This window comes from Deltaproteobacteria bacterium, from assembly GCA_016208165.1.
Classification (GTDB): domain Bacteria; phylum Desulfobacterota; class Desulfarculia; order JACQYL01; family JACQYL01; genus JACQYL01.
In genome coordinates this window covers 45,155-63,493 of the sequence record JACQYL010000054.1, presented here as the reverse complement: position 1 = coordinate 63,493, position 18,339 = coordinate 45,155, and the positions used below count along the sequence as shown (strand labels likewise).

General features: G+C 54.4%; 16 protein-coding genes. 1 reads left to right on the top strand and 15 read right to left on the bottom strand.

What is annotated here, in order from left to right; genetic code table 11:
* Positions 1 to 7 precede the first annotated feature (7 nt).
* The 15 genes from HY788_12135 to HY788_12065 form a co-directional block, all read right to left on the bottom strand.
* Positions 8 to 1,891: a flagellar hook-length control protein FliK gene (locus tag HY788_12135; GenBank protein ID MBI4774906.1), complete on the bottom strand. Its 1,884-nt coding sequence runs from the start codon at positions 1,889 to 1,891 to the stop codon at positions 8 to 10.
* Between the two features lie 242 nt (positions 1,892 to 2,133).
* Complete coding sequence (locus tag HY788_12130; protein MBI4774905.1) at positions 2,134 to 2,742, bottom strand: hypothetical protein; 609 nt, start codon at positions 2,740 to 2,742, stop codon at positions 2,134 to 2,136.
* On the bottom strand, positions 2,723 to 3,163 hold the full coding sequence (gene fliJ, locus HY788_12125) for a flagellar export protein FliJ (GenBank protein MBI4774904.1): 441 nt from the start codon (positions 3,161 to 3,163) through the stop codon (positions 2,723 to 2,725). The genes HY788_12130 and fliJ overlap by 20 nt, the downstream gene beginning before the upstream one ends.
* A gap of 84 nt (positions 3,164 to 3,247) precedes the next feature.
* Positions 3,248 to 4,594 (bottom strand): FliI/YscN family ATPase, encoded by a 1,347-nt coding sequence (locus HY788_12120; GenBank protein MBI4774903.1) that lies wholly within the window; start codon positions 4,592 to 4,594, stop codon positions 3,248 to 3,250.
* Positions 4,581 to 5,408, bottom strand: coding sequence for a hypothetical protein (locus HY788_12115; GenBank protein MBI4774902.1), 828 nt, complete (start codon positions 5,406 to 5,408; stop codon positions 4,581 to 4,583). Before HY788_12115 ends, HY788_12120 begins: the two co-directional genes overlap by 14 nt.
* Positions 5,392 to 6,435, bottom strand: a complete 1,044-nt coding sequence (fliG, locus tag HY788_12110) for a flagellar motor switch protein FliG (protein MBI4774901.1) — start codon at positions 6,433 to 6,435, stop codon at positions 5,392 to 5,394. Before fliG ends, HY788_12115 begins: the two co-directional genes overlap by 17 nt.
* On the bottom strand, positions 6,432 to 8,027 hold the full coding sequence (gene fliF / locus HY788_12105) for a flagellar M-ring protein FliF (GenBank protein MBI4774900.1): 1,596 nt from the start codon (positions 8,025 to 8,027) through the stop codon (positions 6,432 to 6,434). The genes fliG and fliF overlap by 4 nt, the downstream gene beginning before the upstream one ends.
* Positions 8,028 to 8,107: 80 nt before the next feature.
* Positions 8,108 to 8,419, bottom strand: coding sequence for a flagellar hook-basal body complex protein FliE (fliE, locus tag HY788_12100; protein MBI4774899.1), 312 nt, complete (start codon positions 8,417 to 8,419; stop codon positions 8,108 to 8,110).
* A 54-nt stretch (positions 8,420 to 8,473) separates the two neighbouring features.
* Positions 8,474 to 8,911: a flagellar basal body rod protein FlgC gene (flgC, locus tag HY788_12095; protein ID MBI4774898.1), complete on the bottom strand. Its 438-nt coding sequence runs from the start codon at positions 8,909 to 8,911 to the stop codon at positions 8,474 to 8,476.
* Position 8,912: 1 nt separating this feature from the next.
* The gene (flgB, locus tag HY788_12090; protein MBI4774897.1) at positions 8,913 to 9,320 is read right to left on the bottom strand and encodes a flagellar basal body rod protein FlgB; all 408 of its coding nucleotides are present in this window, start codon (positions 9,318 to 9,320) and stop codon (positions 8,913 to 8,915) included.
* Positions 9,321 to 9,467: 147 nt separating this feature from the next.
* Positions 9,468 to 10,631: a sigma-54-dependent Fis family transcriptional regulator gene (locus tag HY788_12085; protein MBI4774896.1), complete on the bottom strand. Its 1,164-nt coding sequence runs from the start codon at positions 10,629 to 10,631 to the stop codon at positions 9,468 to 9,470.
* A gap of 14 nt (positions 10,632 to 10,645) precedes the next feature.
* Positions 10,646 to 12,604: a tetratricopeptide repeat protein gene (locus HY788_12080; protein ID MBI4774895.1), complete on the bottom strand. Its 1,959-nt coding sequence runs from the start codon at positions 12,602 to 12,604 to the stop codon at positions 10,646 to 10,648.
* Between the two features lie 113 nt (positions 12,605 to 12,717).
* Positions 12,718 to 13,581 (bottom strand): hypothetical protein, encoded by an 864-nt coding sequence (locus HY788_12075; GenBank protein MBI4774894.1) that lies wholly within the window; start codon positions 13,579 to 13,581, stop codon positions 12,718 to 12,720.
* A 312-nt stretch (positions 13,582 to 13,893) separates the two neighbouring features.
* Complete coding sequence (locus HY788_12070; protein ID MBI4774893.1) at positions 13,894 to 15,306, bottom strand: sigma-54-dependent Fis family transcriptional regulator; 1,413 nt, start codon at positions 15,304 to 15,306, stop codon at positions 13,894 to 13,896.
* A gap of 412 nt (positions 15,307 to 15,718) precedes the next feature.
* Entirely contained in the window at positions 15,719 to 16,372 is a 654-nt protein-coding gene (locus tag HY788_12065; protein ID MBI4774892.1) for a response regulator, read from the bottom strand.
* Positions 16,373 to 16,678: 306 nt separating this feature from the next.
* Here HY788_12065 and HY788_12060 point away from each other — a divergent pair, with 306 nt between their 5' ends.
* Positions 16,679 to 18,331 (top strand): hypothetical protein, encoded by a 1,653-nt coding sequence (locus tag HY788_12060; protein ID MBI4774891.1) that lies wholly within the window; start codon positions 16,679 to 16,681, stop codon positions 18,329 to 18,331.
* Positions 18,332 to 18,339 lie beyond the last annotated feature (8 nt).

The window sequence follows — 18,339 nt, the reverse complement described above, 5'->3', positions numbered from 1 at the left end:
TCTCCCTTCATGCCCTCACATTGATCAGCCGGTCGCCGTCCGCTTGCAGCGAGTTGACCCTGGAATTGCTTCCCCCCGGATCCACCTTTCGCCCCATCTCAACGGAACCGCTTTTCTTTTTGTTTCCGAAACTCTGTTTGCTGGAATCCCTGCCTTCGGCGTTGCCCTGCTGCAGGAACACATTCGTCTCGCTCTGATTCATACCCGCCTGACTCAAGGACTGACGGAGGGTATCCATCCCGGAATCCAAAATCTCTTTGACCGCCGAAGACGCAGTCAGGAACGTAGTTTTGACATGGTCCCCTCTTACTTCCACTTCAATGTCCAGAGCGCCGAGAGAAGGCGGATTCAGGCTCAGGCGGGCCCGATGCGTCGCAGGCCAGCTAAACTTGGCCAGCATTTCTTCCACTTGGTCCTGTACCTGGCGGAGAACCTCGGCCCCGGTTATTTGGCTGCCCGAAAGAACGGATTTGACGAACCCGGTCTCACTGGTTTTGTTCACTGTGGTCTGATTTTGAAGGTCCGCTCGAATGCTCTGGCTTTCCCTTTCCACGTGGGTATCGTCTTTCAAAACCGCCGATGCGTCCGAATGCGGTTTGGCGGCGGACTGTCCTTCGTCTTCTTTTTGCGTGTCCTGCCCGCTTGTTGCAGAAAGCGGTTTCACGTTCTTTGCATCCGCTGAATCGTCCACCGTCGTACTGCCGATACCAGCCTCGACGGGCTTCGCGTCCGAAGCCTTCCACGTTTCCCCGGTCTTTACCGCCCGTTCCCCGGCGCCAACATTTTCGACGGGTTTGCTGCCCGAGAAATCAGTACGGGTAGTTTTTGCCTGGCCGGCGGCCTGCTTCCTTGTTGACAACAATTGTTCCGCCGAAGACGGTTTCTCCACGTTCTTCTGGTTGGACTCTTTCTCGACGGGGTTCTCGGATTCCGGGGCTCGAAGGCGGGTCGGTTTTTCCACGCGGTTGTCTCTTACGCTGTCTTTTGACTGTACACCCTTCTCGGAACGTATCGCTTCCGCCTTAGTTTCCGGGGCGCCGGAGACAGATGCTTCTCGGCCTGCAGCGGTTCGAGTCAACGGCTGCCGGCCGGAGCCTCGGGTTCCTTTTTCGCCTGCTTGAGATTCCGGAACAGGGTTGAAACGGGATCCCTCTTTCCCCTTGTTTGTCGACGAAACATCGCTCTTGGATTCCTTGGTAGTATCAGCATCGAACGAACTCGGTTTCTCTGCCCGTGTAGTTGCTTTTCCGGGTTGTCCCAAACGGTTCCCCGCGGCTCGGACCGTCTCCGCAGCACCTCCACCTTTAAGCATTTGGGATACAGGACCCGCTTTTCCGGCATCGTTCCCCGCGTTCGCCTGAGCCCGCAGGCCGGTTTTTCCTATCAAGTCCTCGGTAACAGTCTTTTTCGACTGGAGCTGATTCGGCTTTTCATTGCCTCCCGAAGCATTCGCTTGTTCTTTCAGCTCAGAGAGAAGCTCTTTCTTGCCGGAGGCGGATTTTAGAGGAATCGACTCGTTTTGAGAAGAAAACAGGTTGCCGGGAACGCTTGCTTTGGGTACTCCACTCAACTTTGCACCAGCCACTTGAGCGTTTTTCGTCTCGCCCGGCAACTGCAAGAAGCGTCCCTGTTGCGAAACGCTGAGCTGTTCCGGGATCGTACCGGAGGAAAGAGTCCGGCTGCTTTTTCCGCGGAACACGTTGAGACCCTTCCCGCCCGATGTCACGGAAGCCTGGAACAACCCCAGCAGTTCGGCGAATTCCCCCGACCCGCCGGCTGTTCCCTGAGGTTTCACGGCTTTTCCGCCGGACGCAGCTTTGCCGGTCAAGACCTGGGTCAATATGGCGAGTGATCCTTTAATGGCGCTTCTCCTCATGCTTTGCGTTGACAATCAACTGAGCAAGGCTCGTGCCAACAGGGTCTAAGTCCTAAAACGGTCTATATTCAAATAGTTACAGATTCGATTGTTTTTTTGAGGGAGGAAAAGTGATGGGCAGGATTTACCACCGTATCTTTTTGCAGTGAATTTTTTTCCTTTTTGGGCTGTCCGCTGAATGGCTGAGAGATCCGATTCAGAATTGAGCTTCGGATAGTCGGATCATGGGAGGCTGGAGGGAAAGGCCTCTTCATTCCTTACTCTTTGAGTTTAATCAGTTCCTTGCTGATCAACTCTCCTTTCGCCGGATCAACCTGGCCCCAAATCTTCCCGGCTTTACGGGGATTCATCAGCACCAGTATTTCCGCAGCCATCTTGGGGGAAAGCCTGGAGAGCATGGGGCCGGCTTTTTCCGCGGGGGTTTCCTCGTATACTTTCGCCAAGCGCTTAATCTTGGCCTGGTTTTCCTCTTCCTTTTCTTTGAGCGCTTTATCCACCTTTGCCTGCAACTCTTTGATCTGTTCCAGGAGGCCGCCCAGATCGCCTTTTACCTGCTCCAGACGATCCTGCTCTTCTTTTGCTTTACCGGCTGCAACTTCCGCCGCTTTCTCCCTCTCCCGGATCTGCTGGAATCGACGTTCCTGAACAGAAATCAGGAACTCATCTCTGGCAAGCCGGCGGGTCTGATCCGATTCCGTCGGTCGATCCGCTTCTTGCGCCTCCGCAACGGCCGGCGAGCCCACCCATGATCGCCACGGCTGCCGCCAGTGCCCCAGACCGATCCAGACGAGCAGGAGAACCTTTGCGCACAGGAGCCCTACTATCAATCGAACCGTCAACATTCCTTTATTCGGACGGCGGGACATTCGAAAATCTCCTCAGCGCCACTTCGTCAAGAAAAGCCGTCTCTTTTCCGGCCATTTCTTTTTGGTATCGTCCAAATTCCTTTTCGCGCAACCGTTCCATGACTTGCTCGTTCCGGCGGGCTTCGAGAAGCTCCGAGATCTTGTCCTCGAGTTCGACTTCGATGGCGGACACTGTTCCTTTCCCGTGTTGGATACGAAGGGCCAATCCATCGACGTAATGGCTGAAAAGCTTCAACTCCTCCACGGCAAACGTCTTGCGCTCCCGAAATGCTTCCACCGAAGCGCGCCGCCGATCAATCAGTGATTGCAGGGCGCCTTTGGCTTGTTCCAACCTTTTCTGGATGGAAGTCAGTTCGGCTTCAACTCGTTCGCGCACTTGCCGTCGCACATCTAGGACTCGTTGAAGCTTGAATCGAAACATTGAATCCTCTCGTTCACCTATTGCCGGACCGGAAGAAATCGTACACGTACGCGAAGCCTGTTCCCTCAACCGTAGACAGCGTCTCTACCTCTTCCTCGCCTGGGATCCGGGGACAGGATACAACTTCAGCAATCCGGAGACGGCGTCCGAAAACCCACACCGCTCTTGGATATCTTGCCGCAAGAAAGAATTTGTAGGACCTATCATCTCGATGGCCTTATCTATATCGGGATTGCTCCCTCTTGAATAGGCGCCGATATTTATCAGATCCTCAGAACGTCGATACGTGGCGACCGTACTGACCAGCATGCGTGCGCTCCGCACGTGTTCAGGGGCCACTACATCGTTCATACATCGGCTGACGCTGCCCAGAACGTCGATGCTGGGATAATGGTTTTGAGCCGCCAACTCGCGCGTTAATAAGATGTGACCGTCCAGTATGGCTCGAGCCGAATCCGAAATGGGCTCATTGAAGTCATCCGCCTCGACCAGCACCGTGTAGATCCCGGTTATGCTCCCGGCGCCTTCCTTCGAGCCCGCCCGTTCCAGGAGCTTCGGCAGTAGAGCGAACACACTCGGAGTATAGCCCTTCGTTGTCGGAGGTTCGCCTACGGATAGGCCGACTTCACGCTGGGCCATGGCGAACCGGGTCAACGAATCCATCATAAGAATGACATCTCGGCCCTGGTCGCGAAAATATTCCGAGATGGCGGTTGCCACGTAGGCCGCGCGCATTCGGATGAGTGGCGGTTGGTCCGATGTGGCGACCACGACCACCGAACGCTTGAGCCCTTCCTCTCCCAAATCTTTTTCCATAAATTCGCGAACCTCGCGTCCGCGTTCTCCGATGAGACAGATGACGCTCACGTCGGCTGAGGTATATCGGGCAATCATGCCCAGGAGAGTGCTTTTCCCCACGCCGCTTCCGGAAAAAATGCCGATACGTTGTCCCTTGCCCAGAGTAAACAGTGCATTAATCGTTCGAACACCGACGTCTATAGGCTCGGAAATCCTGGCGCGCCGTAAAGGGTTTATGGGTTCCGCATAAAGGGGATAAAAGGTCTTCGAAAAAAGAGGAGCCCCATCGTCCATGGGCATTCCTTGACCGTCCAACACTCGCCCTGTCATCTGGTTACCGACCATTACGGTGGCGGATTCTCCTGAGGCTACAATGCGGCTACCGGGTCCGACGCCTCGGATATCTCCCAGTGGCATGAGAAGGATCCGATTGTCCCGAAATCCCACGACTTCCGCTGTAAAGGGCTTTTTGTGCTCATCTTTAGGAAATACTTCGCATACGCTCCCCACGTGGGAGCCCGGACCATGTCCTTCTATTATCAATCCTACCAATCGGGTGACCTTGCCGTTAACGGTAACCGGATTTATTCGCTCCAGAGCGTCAAAATAGGCAGTCAGATCAACTCTTGCCATCCGGTTCCGTCTCCTGTCGGCGTTCCTCCAGCGCCTTTAAGATGCTTTTCTCGACATTTCCAAACTGTTCATCGAGACGCGCGTCCAAGTCGCCAAGACTGGTTTCAACAATAGCCCCGCCCCTCGGGATCGATTCGTCCGCTTGAAACGTAAGGCTCTTGATATCAGGCATCGCGGTCGTCAAATCAGCTTGTTTGGCTTTTGCCCGCTCCGCATCCGCGGGATGTAGCCGCACCAGTATGGTATCCTTCTCGGTCACCATTTTCAGAACGTGTTTGAGATTCTGGATGATCACGTCGGAATTCTGGAGAACCTCGGCATGAATGACCTTTCGCGCCACGGCCAAAGAAAGTCGAATGACTTCGGATTCCATATCCGCCAGTCCTTTTGCCGCTTCCACTCTAAAATCAGCCAACGCCTTCCCGAGACTCTTGACGGCGGAATCGAACCGTTTCTCGCCTATCTCGATTCCAGTCTTCTCTCCCTGTTTGTATCCGCTTTCGTACGCTTCTCGTTCGATCAGCGCAGCCTTCTCCTGGGCTCCCTTGACGAGAGCATCCGCTTCATTACGAGCCGTATCGAAGGCTTCAGCCCGCATCCCTCCGGCCGGCCGGGAACCTTCGATATTCCTGTTCCGCGATCCGGAGGCGGATACTGCTGAAAAGGTCAGAGATTGAAAGCCCTCGACTTTTGGCGGAGCTTTCCGTTTGGGCGCCCTCGCTCCGGCCATGTCCGGAAAATCCGCGGGGGTCACCCCTTCTCCGGCCTTCTGCACGTCCTCGGATTTCAGCACGATCTTAGACGAAGACTTCATCGCTTCCCTTTCCGGCCACGACTATCTTACCTTCGTCCTCGAGCCGTCTGGCGGCCCGGATGATCTCCTGCTGGGAAGTTTCCACGTCGGACAACCGGGTGGGCCCCATGGCTTCCATGTCTTCCTGCAGCATTTCGGAAGCGCGGGCGCTCATATTCCTCAGGAACTTTCCCTTCACCTCGTCGCTGGCGCCGCGAAGGGCAACCGCCAACGTCTTGGAATCGACCTCCCTCAGCAGTTGCTGCATGCCGCGGTCATCAATGGATGCCAGGTCGTCAAAGACGAACATGAGTTTGCGTATTTCATCCACCAGGTTGGGGTTGATCTCCTCCATGTGGGAAAGGATGTCTTTTTCGGATTGCGAATCCAGCTGATTCAAAATCTCGGCCACGGGTGCGGCACCGCCCATCTTTTTCCCGAGACCTGCCGAAATATGCAGCTCATTCGTTATGACATGAGCCACTTCGGAAAGCACGTCGGACGGGACCTGGTCCAGTTCCGCCACGCGCATGATGATCTCGTTTTTCATTTCCTGGCCCAGATGACCAAGAACTACCGCCGCTTTCTCCGGTTGCATATACGCCACGATGATGGCGATGGTCTGGGGATGTTCGCCTTTGATAAAGTCCGCCAAGATGTCGGGATCCACGTTTCGCAGAGCGTCCATGATCGTCAGTTCCATGGAGGGATCGTCCGACGACAGGTTTTCTATAATGTATTCCGCCTGTTCCTTGTCCATGGCCTGAAGAATCAGGCTTTTGGCGTATTCCAATCCTCCGGCCACAATACCGCCTTGGGATTCCGCCAAATCGAGGAACTCCTTGGCGACCCGGCTCAACGTTGCCGCTGAAACGCCCTCCATTTGGCTCATCCGGTAGGAAATGAGGTGCACTTCCCGGGGGCCCAGATTCCTCAAAACACGAGCGGCCACCTCCGGTTCGAGGCTGAGCAGGAGGATCGCGGCCTTCTCCATTCCGGACAAGCCGCCCCCTCCTTCCTTCTGATCCGGTTTTGCGTCCGTCATCATTCTTTCATCCAACTTCGCATCAGCCGAGCCATGTGCTCCGGGTCTTCCGCAGCAAGCTCGCGCACACGTTCGACAGCCGGTTTTTTCTCAGCTTCCTCCGCCTTCGACAGCTCTTTCGTCATTTCCAGTCTCACCCGATCCTCTTCCGTCAGTAACCGCTCCGCCGGCGGAGCTTTTTCAGGTCTGGCGGTCAGAATCGATTTGAGAACCGGTCTTACGACGAAGAAGATCACCACCATGGCCAACGCCAACATGATTCCATACTTCACATATGGCGCCCAGAACAGACGTCGCTCCGCCTCGACGTACATACGTTCGAAATCTTTGTCCACTTCTACTCGTTCGAATGGAAGATTAACGACTTCCACGCTGTCACCGCGAACTTCGTCGTACCCGATGGCGTTTTGTACGATCGTTTTGTACTTGGCCATTTCTTCCGGAGACCTGGGAACGTACGTTGGTTTTTCAGCTCCTGTTTGGTCCGTTTCCTTCGTATAAGCTCCGTCGACCAACACAGCCAGGCTCAACTTCTGTATGTCTCCTCCCGGTTCAAAGCTATCCTGCACGACTTTCGTAATTTCGTAGTTGATGGTCTCACCGCTCTTTCGATGCACGTTCTGCCCGACCGCACCCGACTCATTCACCTGACCTTCCACATTGGGCTTGACTCCGGGAACACCGGCAGGGCTCATCCCTCCGCCCATCGATTCTTCATTCTGTCGTTGTTCGCTTCTAACCGCGGACTGCTCCGGATCATAGATCTCTTTGGTCTGTTTCGTCTCGGTGAAGTTTACATCGGCATCCACTTGCACAACCACTTTATTCTTACCTATGGTCTGCTCGAGTATCTTTGTGACTTTCCTCTGCAGCGCGCTCTCGATCCTGGATTTTAGCTCATGCTGCGTCTGGGAAAGCATCCCGGCGCCGTCGATTTCCACGCCGCCATAGAGCGTATTTCCGGAATTGTCCACAATGGACACATTCTGAGGGGAGAGCCCCTCTATGCTTCTGGATACCAGATTCACGATTCCTTTTATCTGGCCTTGAGTAAGCACTGCGTTCTTGGCCATTGTCAAGACCACGGAGGCCGTCGCGGGCTGTTGCTCGTCCGCGAACAGGGCTCGTTCAGGGATCACCAGATGAACCCTGGCCAACCGGATCTCCTCGATGTGGCTGATCGTTTTCGCCAGCTCCCCTTCGAGGGCCCGCCGAAGATTAACTTTTTGAAGGAACTCGCTCATTCCCAGCTTGGCTTTGTCAAACAACTCGTACCCAAGACTTCCTCCGGACGGCATGCCCTCTCCCGCCAGGAAAAGCCGGGCGTCACCATACTGCTCGACAGGTACGGAAATCGCCGTCCCGTTGGCGTCGAGGCGATACGGGATCTTTTTGCTTTTCAGAGCTTCAACGATAGCATTGGCGTCCTGGGGATTCAAATCCGCGTACAGAGGCCGATAGTCGATTTTGTTTCCCCAGAGGATAATCGCGATCAATCCAGCCACCACGAGGGCCAGGATCAGAAAAAAGCTGAATTTCCTCGCGGGTGACAGGCCGTCAAAGAACTCTTTAATGACTTGCAAGAACCTCGGCAAGAAAACCTCCTCTGCGTTCCCGGCATCCGAATAGACCACCCGGAAGGACGGGATTCATCAACCCGTCGGACAAATATCTCCTACACTTGCATACGCATGACTTCACGATAGGCTTCCACGACTTTGTTCCTCACCTGCATCATGAGTTGAAAGGACAAAGTTGCTTTTTCCAGGGCGATCATCGTCTGATGAATACTCGCGTTCCCTCCCGTGCTGATCTCGGCTACGGATCGGTTGGCCTCGAATTGCAGCTTGTTGACTTTGTTGAACGCGTCTTCCACCATATCGGAAAAGGAAGGACCTCCTGTCCGGCTTTCTGACGGCGTCTTCGGTTTCGTCGTTTCCGCAAGGCCGCGTTCAATCTGTCCAACGACCGGATTGTCTATTTTCATCATATTCCCTCTCTTACCTCGTCTCAACAGCTTCCGTAATCCGGAACCTTCCGGTTATCGTCCGATCTCGAGGGCTTTCATCGCCATGTTCTTAGCCGTGTCTATGGCTGCCAGGTTGGCCTCGTACGCTCTCGACGCATCCATCATGTTCGCCATTTCGGTAACAAGCTCCACGTTGGGCATGGATACGTATCCTTCCGCATCCGCGTGAGGGTGATGAGGGTTGAATACTTTTCGGAAAGGAGCCTGACTTTTTACGACGTCGGTAACTTCGCACTGCCGGATGCTTCCGTTCATGGCATCCTGAAGTTCGTCTCCGAACGACTTCTTTACCGGAACGGCGGAGAATACCACTTCCCGCTTCTGATAAGGACCCCCCTCGGGAGTCTTGGTCGAATGAATGTTCGCCAGGTTTGACGAAATGACATTCATCCGCATTCTCTGAGCGCCCAGAGCGGAGGCGCTCAGGTCCATGGCCGTAAAAAAATCCATATTAACTCCCCGCTTCTCTGATGGTGTATTCCAGCAGCTGCATTTTTTTGGTCATGGCCTGAATCAGCACCTCGTAAAGCAACCGGTTCCTGCTCATTTGAGACAATTCCGACTCCATGTCCACCGAGTTGAGATCGTTGTTGATTGCCGTTCTCGCAGGCACAACGAGGTCGGGAGCAACGGCAACGAGGTTCCGGCCGGCCCCAAGATGACTTTCGCTCGTTCTCGACACGCTCATGGCGTTCATGTCCATAGCGGATCGGAGCTTATCCTCAAAAGTAATGTCATTTCTGCGATAGCCGGGCGTATTCACGTTGGCGAGATTGCTTGCCAAAAGATTTTGTCTCTGCAATCGAAGATCCATAGCCTTTTCCATGAGCGCCGTAATACGGGCGTCGGATATCTCCATATCACTCACCTCCTGAATACCTTTCTAGGCAATAATCATGCCCGCAACTATTCGAAGGGAGCGAACACATCCGCTGGAAGCCGCGGGGAACTTGGAATCCGAATGCTTTTGAGGCGCCTGGGGTTTCAGGGACATCCTGAACAGGGGCTAGACGTCCGAGATTTCTCCCCGCTCTCTGTATTCATTGATCTTGTTTCGGAGGGTGCGGATGCTGATACCCAGCATTTTGGCCGCATGGGTGCGATTTCCGTCTACCTTGCCCAACGTATGGAGAATCATGTTTTTCTCCACTTCACGAATGGTGTGTCCGGCGTGGAACGTCAGGGTTTCGTCCGGCTGAGAGGGTAACGGCGACGGTAGCTGAGCTTCGCCGGGCAGGAGGAGATGCTCACGATCAATGGGGTCATTCATGGAAATAAGCACGGCGCGTTCGATGGTGTTCTCCAATTCGCGCACATTACCTTTCCAATCATGGTTTTGTAACGTCTCCATGGCGCTCACAGTCAAATCCTTGACCGGTTTGCCGTCCCGTTGGCAGGCTTTTTTCACAAAATGCGAGACCAGGAAAGGAATGTCTTCCCTCCGCTCCCTCAGCGGAGGAATCCTTAAAGGGATTACGTTCAGCCGATAAAACAGGTCTTCTCTGAATCGACCTTCCTGAACATCCTTGTCGAGATCGCGATTGGTGGTAGCTACGACTCGCACATTCAATTTGATGGGGTTTTTTCCACCTAAACGGGTAATTTCGTATTCCTGGAGTACTCTTAGCAGTTTGGCTTGTAGCGTAGGCGCCATTTCACTGATCTCATCCAAGAGCAGCGTCCCGGTGTCGGCCAGCTCGAACTTTCCGACGATCAGGTGCTTCATGGTTGCGTTTCGTGTGATGATTTCAGGAGCGGAGCCGTGCTTTTCCGAAGGCTCTTTATACCCGCTTTTCTCCTGCTCGCGCTTGAGCACACCGGAGACCAGGGCCTTCATCTCATTCAGCGGGAACGGCTTTTGAACGAAATCCGAAGCGCCGCACTTCATGGCCTCCACAGCCGCTTCCACGGTGCCATGCCCGGTCATGAAGATAAAAGGGATATCTCCTCCGGCTCTCCGGACTTTTCGAAGGAAAGTCAGTCCCCCTACCACCGGCATGTCAAGGTCTGTGATAACAAGATCAAATCCATCCTTCTTTAGTAGATCGAGCGCTTCTTGGCCATCCAGGGCGGTTTTTACGTCGAAATCGAGTCTAGTGAGCACCTCGGATAGAATTTCGCACAGTTCCGGATCATCATCGACGACGAGAATACGAGCTTGCGTGGACATGGCGCCCTTTTCTTCTACAGAATCCTCTTCAAGTTCTCTTTCAACTCCGAGATCTGCCTCATGGTTCTACCCACTTGGGGCCACGGTTCAACATCCGTGAAGCTTTCGAGCAATTGAGACGACATGTTGAACCCTTTTTCGTCGCCCGCCCTTTTCTGGAGCAAAGCCAAACGATACGCAGCCCAGGCTCTGTCTTCGTTGCCAACTTTGGATTCTATCACTTCTTCATAAAAAGAACGAGCCGTCTCGAATGATTTCTGAGTGTAAAGTTCATCCGCCAGAATGAGATTGCACTGGGATAGAAACGTCGTTGTGAATTCCGTGTCCACTCCCTCGGGCAGCAGTTTTTTGGCCCTGCTCACATAGTGCACGGCGCTTGAGGGAAGGTCCGTCTGCAAGTACAGCTTTCCTAAAGTCAACGCCGCTTCCGCGGCGATCCGATCAACGGCGTCGTCCTTCGTGGGCAGTAAATCCAACAGCAAGGACGCAGCCTGTGTATACTTGAGCTCCTTCAGGAAGATTTGAGCCAGAGCCAGTTGAAATTCGTCCCGAAGTTTTCCGTTGGGATGTCGTTTCAGGTACTGTTCCAGCAGCTCTCTGAGGCCCGTGGTATTTCCCCTCAGCACATCCCACTTATAGCTGCTGGAATAAATGGTTTGCTCCAAATCGTCATTCTCGCACACGCTCAGCGCCTCCCGAGCGCGTGCCGCCGCCTCATCGAGCAAGTCCAGCGTGGCATAGCTTTCACCAATGGTATACAGTACCAAAGCATCCTTCAATGTTGCATCCATGGGCAGAAACAACCGCTCATAATCTTTCACAATCTGATAGTCGTCCCCGTCTCGTTTCAGAATCATGATCAGGCGCTTAAACGTGGGTAAGGTCTCTTCCTTGGCCCGGCCGGCCAAGGCGCTGTCCGGGTACTCCGTAACGAGACCATGGTAACTCATCACGGCTTCCCTGTATAAGCCTTTCCGGGCTTCCCCGTTCGCCAACTCGTAATAAATCCGGTCCCGAATCTCGTCCGGCGCCTCCTGCAGCATCAGCCTCATGGTCTCAATGGGACGCTTATAGGCGGTCGCTTGATCCGCCGGTAATTCCACCCTTAGCGGTGTGTCGTCGATACCCATTTTGGCAAGTCGCAGCCTGGACTGATACGCAACGTTTTCACCGGGGAAAAGCTGCGCCGTAAGAGCATACGTGGTGGCCGCCTTGTCTGTCTCTCCCGTCTCGTCGTAAGACCTGGCCAGTTCCCATAGGGTCCGGTCCGCCACTTCGCTGTCCGGATATACGTTTACGGCCAGTAAAAAAAGCTCGGCCGCAGTCTTTATGCGGCCTTTATTTCGGAAACTTTCCCCCATGGTGAGCAGCGTTTTTGGAGGTAGGAACGTCAGAAGCTCCGGCCACTCCCTTATGACTCTATCGAAGACCTGTTCCGCCTCCTCGTGCCGCTCCTGCAAGGATAAACACTCTCCCAGTCGCACCAGCGCGTTGCGATATCGGTCGCTGTCAGGGTAGGTTTCGATATACTTCCGATAGCCCTTCTCGGCTTCCTGGTATCTTCTTATCTGGAAATCGGATTCCGCAGTCCAATAAAGGCCGGCTTCCCGTTGCTCGCTTTTCGGGAATTTCTCGAACAAGAGTTGAAACTGGCCCAACGCCTCATAATACAAACCGAGCTTGTAGTACCCGATGCCCGAAGCCAGAATCGCCTCGGGCGCCCACTTGGAATTTGGGAACAGAGAGAAAACCTCTTCGTTGGCGCCGACGACTTCATCATAGGATGCTTTTCCCTCCGCCGCGAGCATTCCGAAACATTGAGCCCTCAAGTAATACGCTTCATCAAGATGTATGTCCTCCGGCTGATCGGCTATGAATTTATCCAAAGACGACAGCGCCGCCGGGACCTTGCCGATCTTCATCAGGAGCTTCTCTTTTCCGAAAAACTCCTTGACGTCTCCTGCATTCCTCACTCCGTCCGCCGCAGGAGGCTCCGTCTCGATTGAAATCCTCCTTCGGAGGACATTCGTTTCCTCCGAACTTTCCGGCTTCGCTTTCGGCTTTCCCTCTTGCGCGAGTGCTTCTTTCAGAGACCAGAACTTGCTCCCCGGTTCCTGGGGCGGAATGAGGGCGGCCCCTTCATCCGACGCAACACTAGTCTCATCGGCTTGGCAAGCAACGTTCGGATCCGACGATTGGGGCTCGGCTTCCCGAACTGCGTCAAGCCCGATATCTCGTTCTTGCTCAACGCATCGGTCGTTTCCAACTGCCCGGCCTTACTCGACATGTCCCGAGGTTCTGACGGACGGTCTTCCATGGGAACGGATTCAGCCGATTTCTTGGTTTTTTTCAGAGGCACGGGTACAACGACGGGCGTCTCCTTGGCCGTGGCTTCGAGAGCTTGTTTTGCTATTTCCTTCTGCTCCCTTTTGGGCGCTTCCGCTTTGGACGGCTTCTCGGGCGGCTTCTCGGGTTTTTCCGTATCTTTGGGTGTTTCCTTACCGGTCAATTCTTGGGGGCTGGAAGTCGTATCTTTGGGCGTCCCGAGATCGATGTAGAGACGATAAGGATCCGAAAGCAGCCCCTGTTTCTCTAGAAATAATCCGGCCTTGGCTGTTATCCGGAATACGAAGGTCCCCTCTCCTTTGTCCTTGAGTTCGACGGTCTCGATTCCCGCAGGAAGATCCCATTCCTTTTTCTTCACATCGGACGAAACGTGGTACAGATCCACCCGAACAACCTGCGATCCGTCGAGGGCCAGAAAGTAATCCGGTTTCCCCGTGAAATCTAAAACGGTTCTGACAGAGTTGCCGTGCTCGCCAAACCGGATGTCGTTCAGAACCGCCGGGACCTCCTCCAGAGCATAAGCCGTGTACGTGGCCACGAGCAAACAAATAGCCGCCACCAGTGTCGGCAAAAAGCCTGTAATTCGCTTTTTCCTTTCACTCATATGGAACGGGCCCGCTCTCAGCACACTCCGGAACCCAGTTATTTCCATTTCAGAGTCCCCTAGCTTCATTAGCCTTACGTGAATTCAAAACGGCTTGATACAGCGAGATTACAGCATGGGGAGCAAAACCTGTGCCAGAAGTCGGGAATGCGTGTTCAACCTTTTTGTCGAACGGAACAGGGAGAGGCGAAAGAGAAGGGCATGCACTCAACAGGCTACGAATCGCTTCGGCGAGGTTTACCATTTCATGGGATCTCAGTCCCATCGATCCAATACCCCGAACGTTTATCCGTCAAGAGTTTGACATGTGGTCTAACGGAGCCTTTCTTTCTCGAGGTTGATGCGTTTCATCTTTTCCACCAGGGTGGTGCGCTTCATGTTGAGCATTTTGGCGGCCCTGTTTTTCACCCAGTTGCTCCGATCCAGGGCCTCCAGAATCAGTTGACGCTCGAAATCGGTCACTGCCGTACTGAAATTCACCTCCCCTTCCTGAAAGAAATTTCGGAAGTCGGAGCTGACATCGGTTTGAATCCGATCCTCGGCCACTACCGCTTCGCATACATTGTCGGGCAGGTCTTCCAACTCGATCAGACCTTCGTCCTTCAAGATGATGGCTCTTTCGATCACGTTTTCGAGCTCTCGAACGTTGCCGGGCCAGTTGTAATCCACAATGGCCATCATGGTTTCTTCGGAGACGCCTGAAATCTTATGGTTCCGGATTCTGCGAAAGCGCTCCAAAATGGCCTCCGTCAGCAAAGGAATGTCCGACTTTCGTCTCCGGAGTGGCGGAAGGACAATGGGAAACACGTTCAACCGGTAATACAGGTCTTCGCGAAAAGTCTTCTCACGAATGGCCGCATTCAGATCTCGATGGGTGGCCGCTATGATCCGAACATCCACGCTAACGGATTCCGATGCGCCGATGCGTTCAAATTTCTTTTCCTGCAATACCCTCAGCATCTTAACCTGGAGGGCCAGAGGCATGTCGCCTATCTCGTCCAGAAAGATCGTACCCTTATGGGCCATTTCGAAGCGTCCGATACGTGTCCGGTGCGCACCGGTGAAAGCCCCCTTCTCAAAACCGAAAAGCTCGCTTTCCAGGAGCTCCTGGGGAATAGCGCCACAGTTGATCGTAACCAGGTTCTGATCGGAACGATGGCTGTTGGAATGAATCGCCTTGGCGATCAGTTCCTTGCCTGTTCCGCTTTCACCTAAAATCAACACGGTACTGTCCGTTGGAGCCACGCGCTCGATCATCTTGAAGACGCGTTGCATCGGCTCCGAATCGCCCACGATGTATCCCGCATCGAATTTCGGAATCGGCGCATTGTCCGGCCCGGCCTCTGTTTCCTGATGCTTCTTCTGCACCGCATGGGCCAGGATCGATCGCAGCAAATCGTAATTGATGGGGCTTTCGATAAAGTCGAGCGCTCCCTGTCGCACCACCTCCACAGCGGTACGGATCGAAGGATCCTCTGAAAAAACAATTACAGGGGGCCGGGAATCCAGCCGACGGACAAATCGCAAAACATCTAGCCCCCCTGTCGGGGGGACATTCAAGTTGCAGAGCACCACGTCGCAGGCATTCTGCGCGAGCGCGTTGAACAGTTCCTCGCCACTGCGAACATGCCTGACATTGTACTCGCTCCCATTGAGATTCCGGGCGATCTCCTCCGCCAGCTTCTCATCCTGTTCGGCTATCAAGAGACGGGCTATTTGAGGCATACGAAACTCTACCCAAGTCTGAGCCTGCAACTCATTGTCATCGGAAAGAAGCCGAGCCTCCCCCTTCAGCCACATGGACTCCGAGGCTCCGGCTCTCCCGCTCATTTGCCGGCAGAACAAGACGGCGCAAGAAAAAAATACAGGAATAGCCTGATGGCAGGATTATAAGAGAGGAAAAGGATCGCTTCAAGCGCTATTATTTGGCGCGTCGTCGCGAGGGACGGGGCGACGGCTCCGAACGCCTCCTCTGCCGGTCCGTCAGGGGCGATTCGGAGCAGCAACGGATCGCGCCATGATTGGCCGCCTCGGGAACGGTTTCGACGGAAACGGCCGGTCCGCGAACTGGAAAACTACCTGAAAGGACGGGAAGATGGGGTGCAGGAAGCCGGTTCGGCAGTGGAAAGTAGATGAATCAGACTTTTGTGATCAATTTCTTCTCGCCCTTGGTGGCGGTCGATCCGCTCCCGGTCTTCGATTCCTCCTCTCCGGGCGATCTCAGCTCCCGGGGAGTGGTCGCGCCCACCAGAAAAGGGAATTGGCTGAGCAAAGAACCCAAGTTGCCTTCGTGCTCGAGCATCTTCGCCCGTGTCTCCTCCAACTCGACCCGCAATCGTTCTTTTTCGCGGCTCAGCGTGTCCACTTGCTCTCTTGATCGATCGAGTTCAACGGCAAGCTTTCGGTTGGCTCTCTCTATTTTGATCTTTTCCATCACGTTGCGAAGCAGCAGCCTGAGTTCGTCCAATTTAAAAGGTTTTGTAAGATAATCGTAAGCACCTTCCCTGATCGCTTCTATAAGGGTCTCCATGCTTCCGAACCCCGTGACGATGACCACGAGAATGTCCCCGCTTTTGGACTTGGCCGCCCGCAGGACATCCATCCCGTTCTTGTTGGGCATGACCAGATCCGAAATCACCACGTCGTAATCGTTCTCCTGGATCATTTCTATGGTTTTGGCGCCGTCGCCTGCTACATCAACGTTCATCCCTGCGTTCTGCATGAGTTCGGCAATTATTTCCCGGTGGAGTTCGTCATCCTCGGCCAACAACGCTTTTATTTCAGAGCTCATAGAGCGTATCCACTTGAAATCGCTGAAATTAATATCTTCCGTCCCTTTGAAGACGGAAAGGTCCGCTTCTTGCAAAACATCCACCTTGAAAATGTAGTTTGTAGGGCGCCGACCGGCTTCAATTTCAACAGGCGAGTCTTTTCCGCCTGTCCCAAGGGCAGACCTGCGCCCCGTGCACGGCTCGTACTATACAATCGGTCTTCCATTCAATTTCTTTAGCATAGATTGTAAAGTTTTCAACTCCCAATCCGATAGATAGAATAGCGGCTGGGATGGTTTAGTTCTATCGGGTCCAAGGAGGGACACATGGCGATCAAACTGGGAGGCTTGGCTTCGGGGCTGGATACTCAAAGCATCATCGATACCCTGATGAAGGCCGCCCGACAACCGTTGACCCGGCTGGAACAGAAGCAAGAGACGGTCTCGCTCAAGAAAACCGTACTCCAGGGTGTGGAAGACAAACTTCTCGAGTTCCGTCGTTCGCTTCTCGAACTGCGTCTCGAGTCGACCTTCAAATCCAAGATCGTCTCCTCCTCCGATGAAAGCCATGTCTCCGCCACAGCCAGTGTCGAGGCGCAGCCCGGAACACACGTTCTCGAGATATCCCAGGTCGCAACCCCTGCCGTGGCGCGAAGCCTTTACACACGCGCGTCTTTGGTGGCAACACCTCCCAATACGCTTGGCTTCACCTCCGTAAGCGGACGTCCCACCGACAACCTGGAAGGCACGCACGACATCAGTATTACGGATGAGGGGGATTATTTCCGCGCCCGGTCCGAATTCAGACCCAATGGCGGCGGCCAAATTCGAACCCTGACGAGCACCGCGGAATTCGAGAGCGGAACGATCGAAGGGACCATCGGAACCTCCATCTCGAGTTCCAACAATAAGCTGAGCCTGGTTATCGCCGGCGAGACCATCGAGGTCACTCTCGAGGACGCCGCCGCCGATGTAACGGCCACCTCGCGAGTGGCCGCCGACATCGAGGACAAGATCAACGAGGCATTGAATACGGCCAAGGACACTCGGGATGTCACCTATGTCGCCGTGCGAACGTCCAGAGACGCCGGTGCGAATACGGACAAGCTGACCTTATATGATTTGTCCGGCGCCTCCAGCTCGCCGGCCGTACAGTCGACCACCGACTCCGCCAACGAGGCGCTGGGGTTCGGAACCTTAGCCTCGCCGACCGGTGTCTCTGCAACATCCACCAAAGTGGTCACGGACGTGGTGGCCTCCAGCCTGGAACTTCTGCAGATCGAAATCGACGAGAACTCGACCGGCTTGGTCCGGGGCGTATCATTCGCTTCCGATGACGGCCTGAGTGTCGGAGAAGCCGTCGTTCACACGAACGCGGACTTGAACACCACCGGCCCTGTTCCATCGGTCATTTACGGAGGCTCTGGCGTGTCGACTTCGGCGCCGTTGAACACCTCCGTTTCCGGACTGAACAGCGCCGGATTCGCCGACGAACCGAGCAGCCTCACCAACGGCGCCTTTACGATCAATGGTGTTCAGATCACGATCAGTAACTATCAATCCCTCAGCGTAAACGACGTGATCGGATTGATTAACGGCAGTGACGCCGGGGTCACGGCTGCGTATGATGCGGAGAATGATCGCTTCTTGCTGACCGGCAACGAAAACAACGGGATTGCCATTTCCCTGGGCTCCGCCACCGACACCAGTAATTTTCTGACCATCGCCAACTTGACGGCAAACGAGGGGGCATCCAACAACCCCGGTAGTTACGGCGGCGGAATCAGCACGGGCTCCACTCTGAGCGACGCCGGATTTTCACTCAAACCCACCAGCGGCACGTTCACCATCAACGGCGTGTCACTCTACGTGAATGCCGGCGCCCACACCCTGGAAGATCTGATCCGAATCATTAATAACTCGAGCGCAAAGGTCACCGCGGCCTACGATTCCGCTACCGACAAATTCACCATCAGTTGAAAAACGGG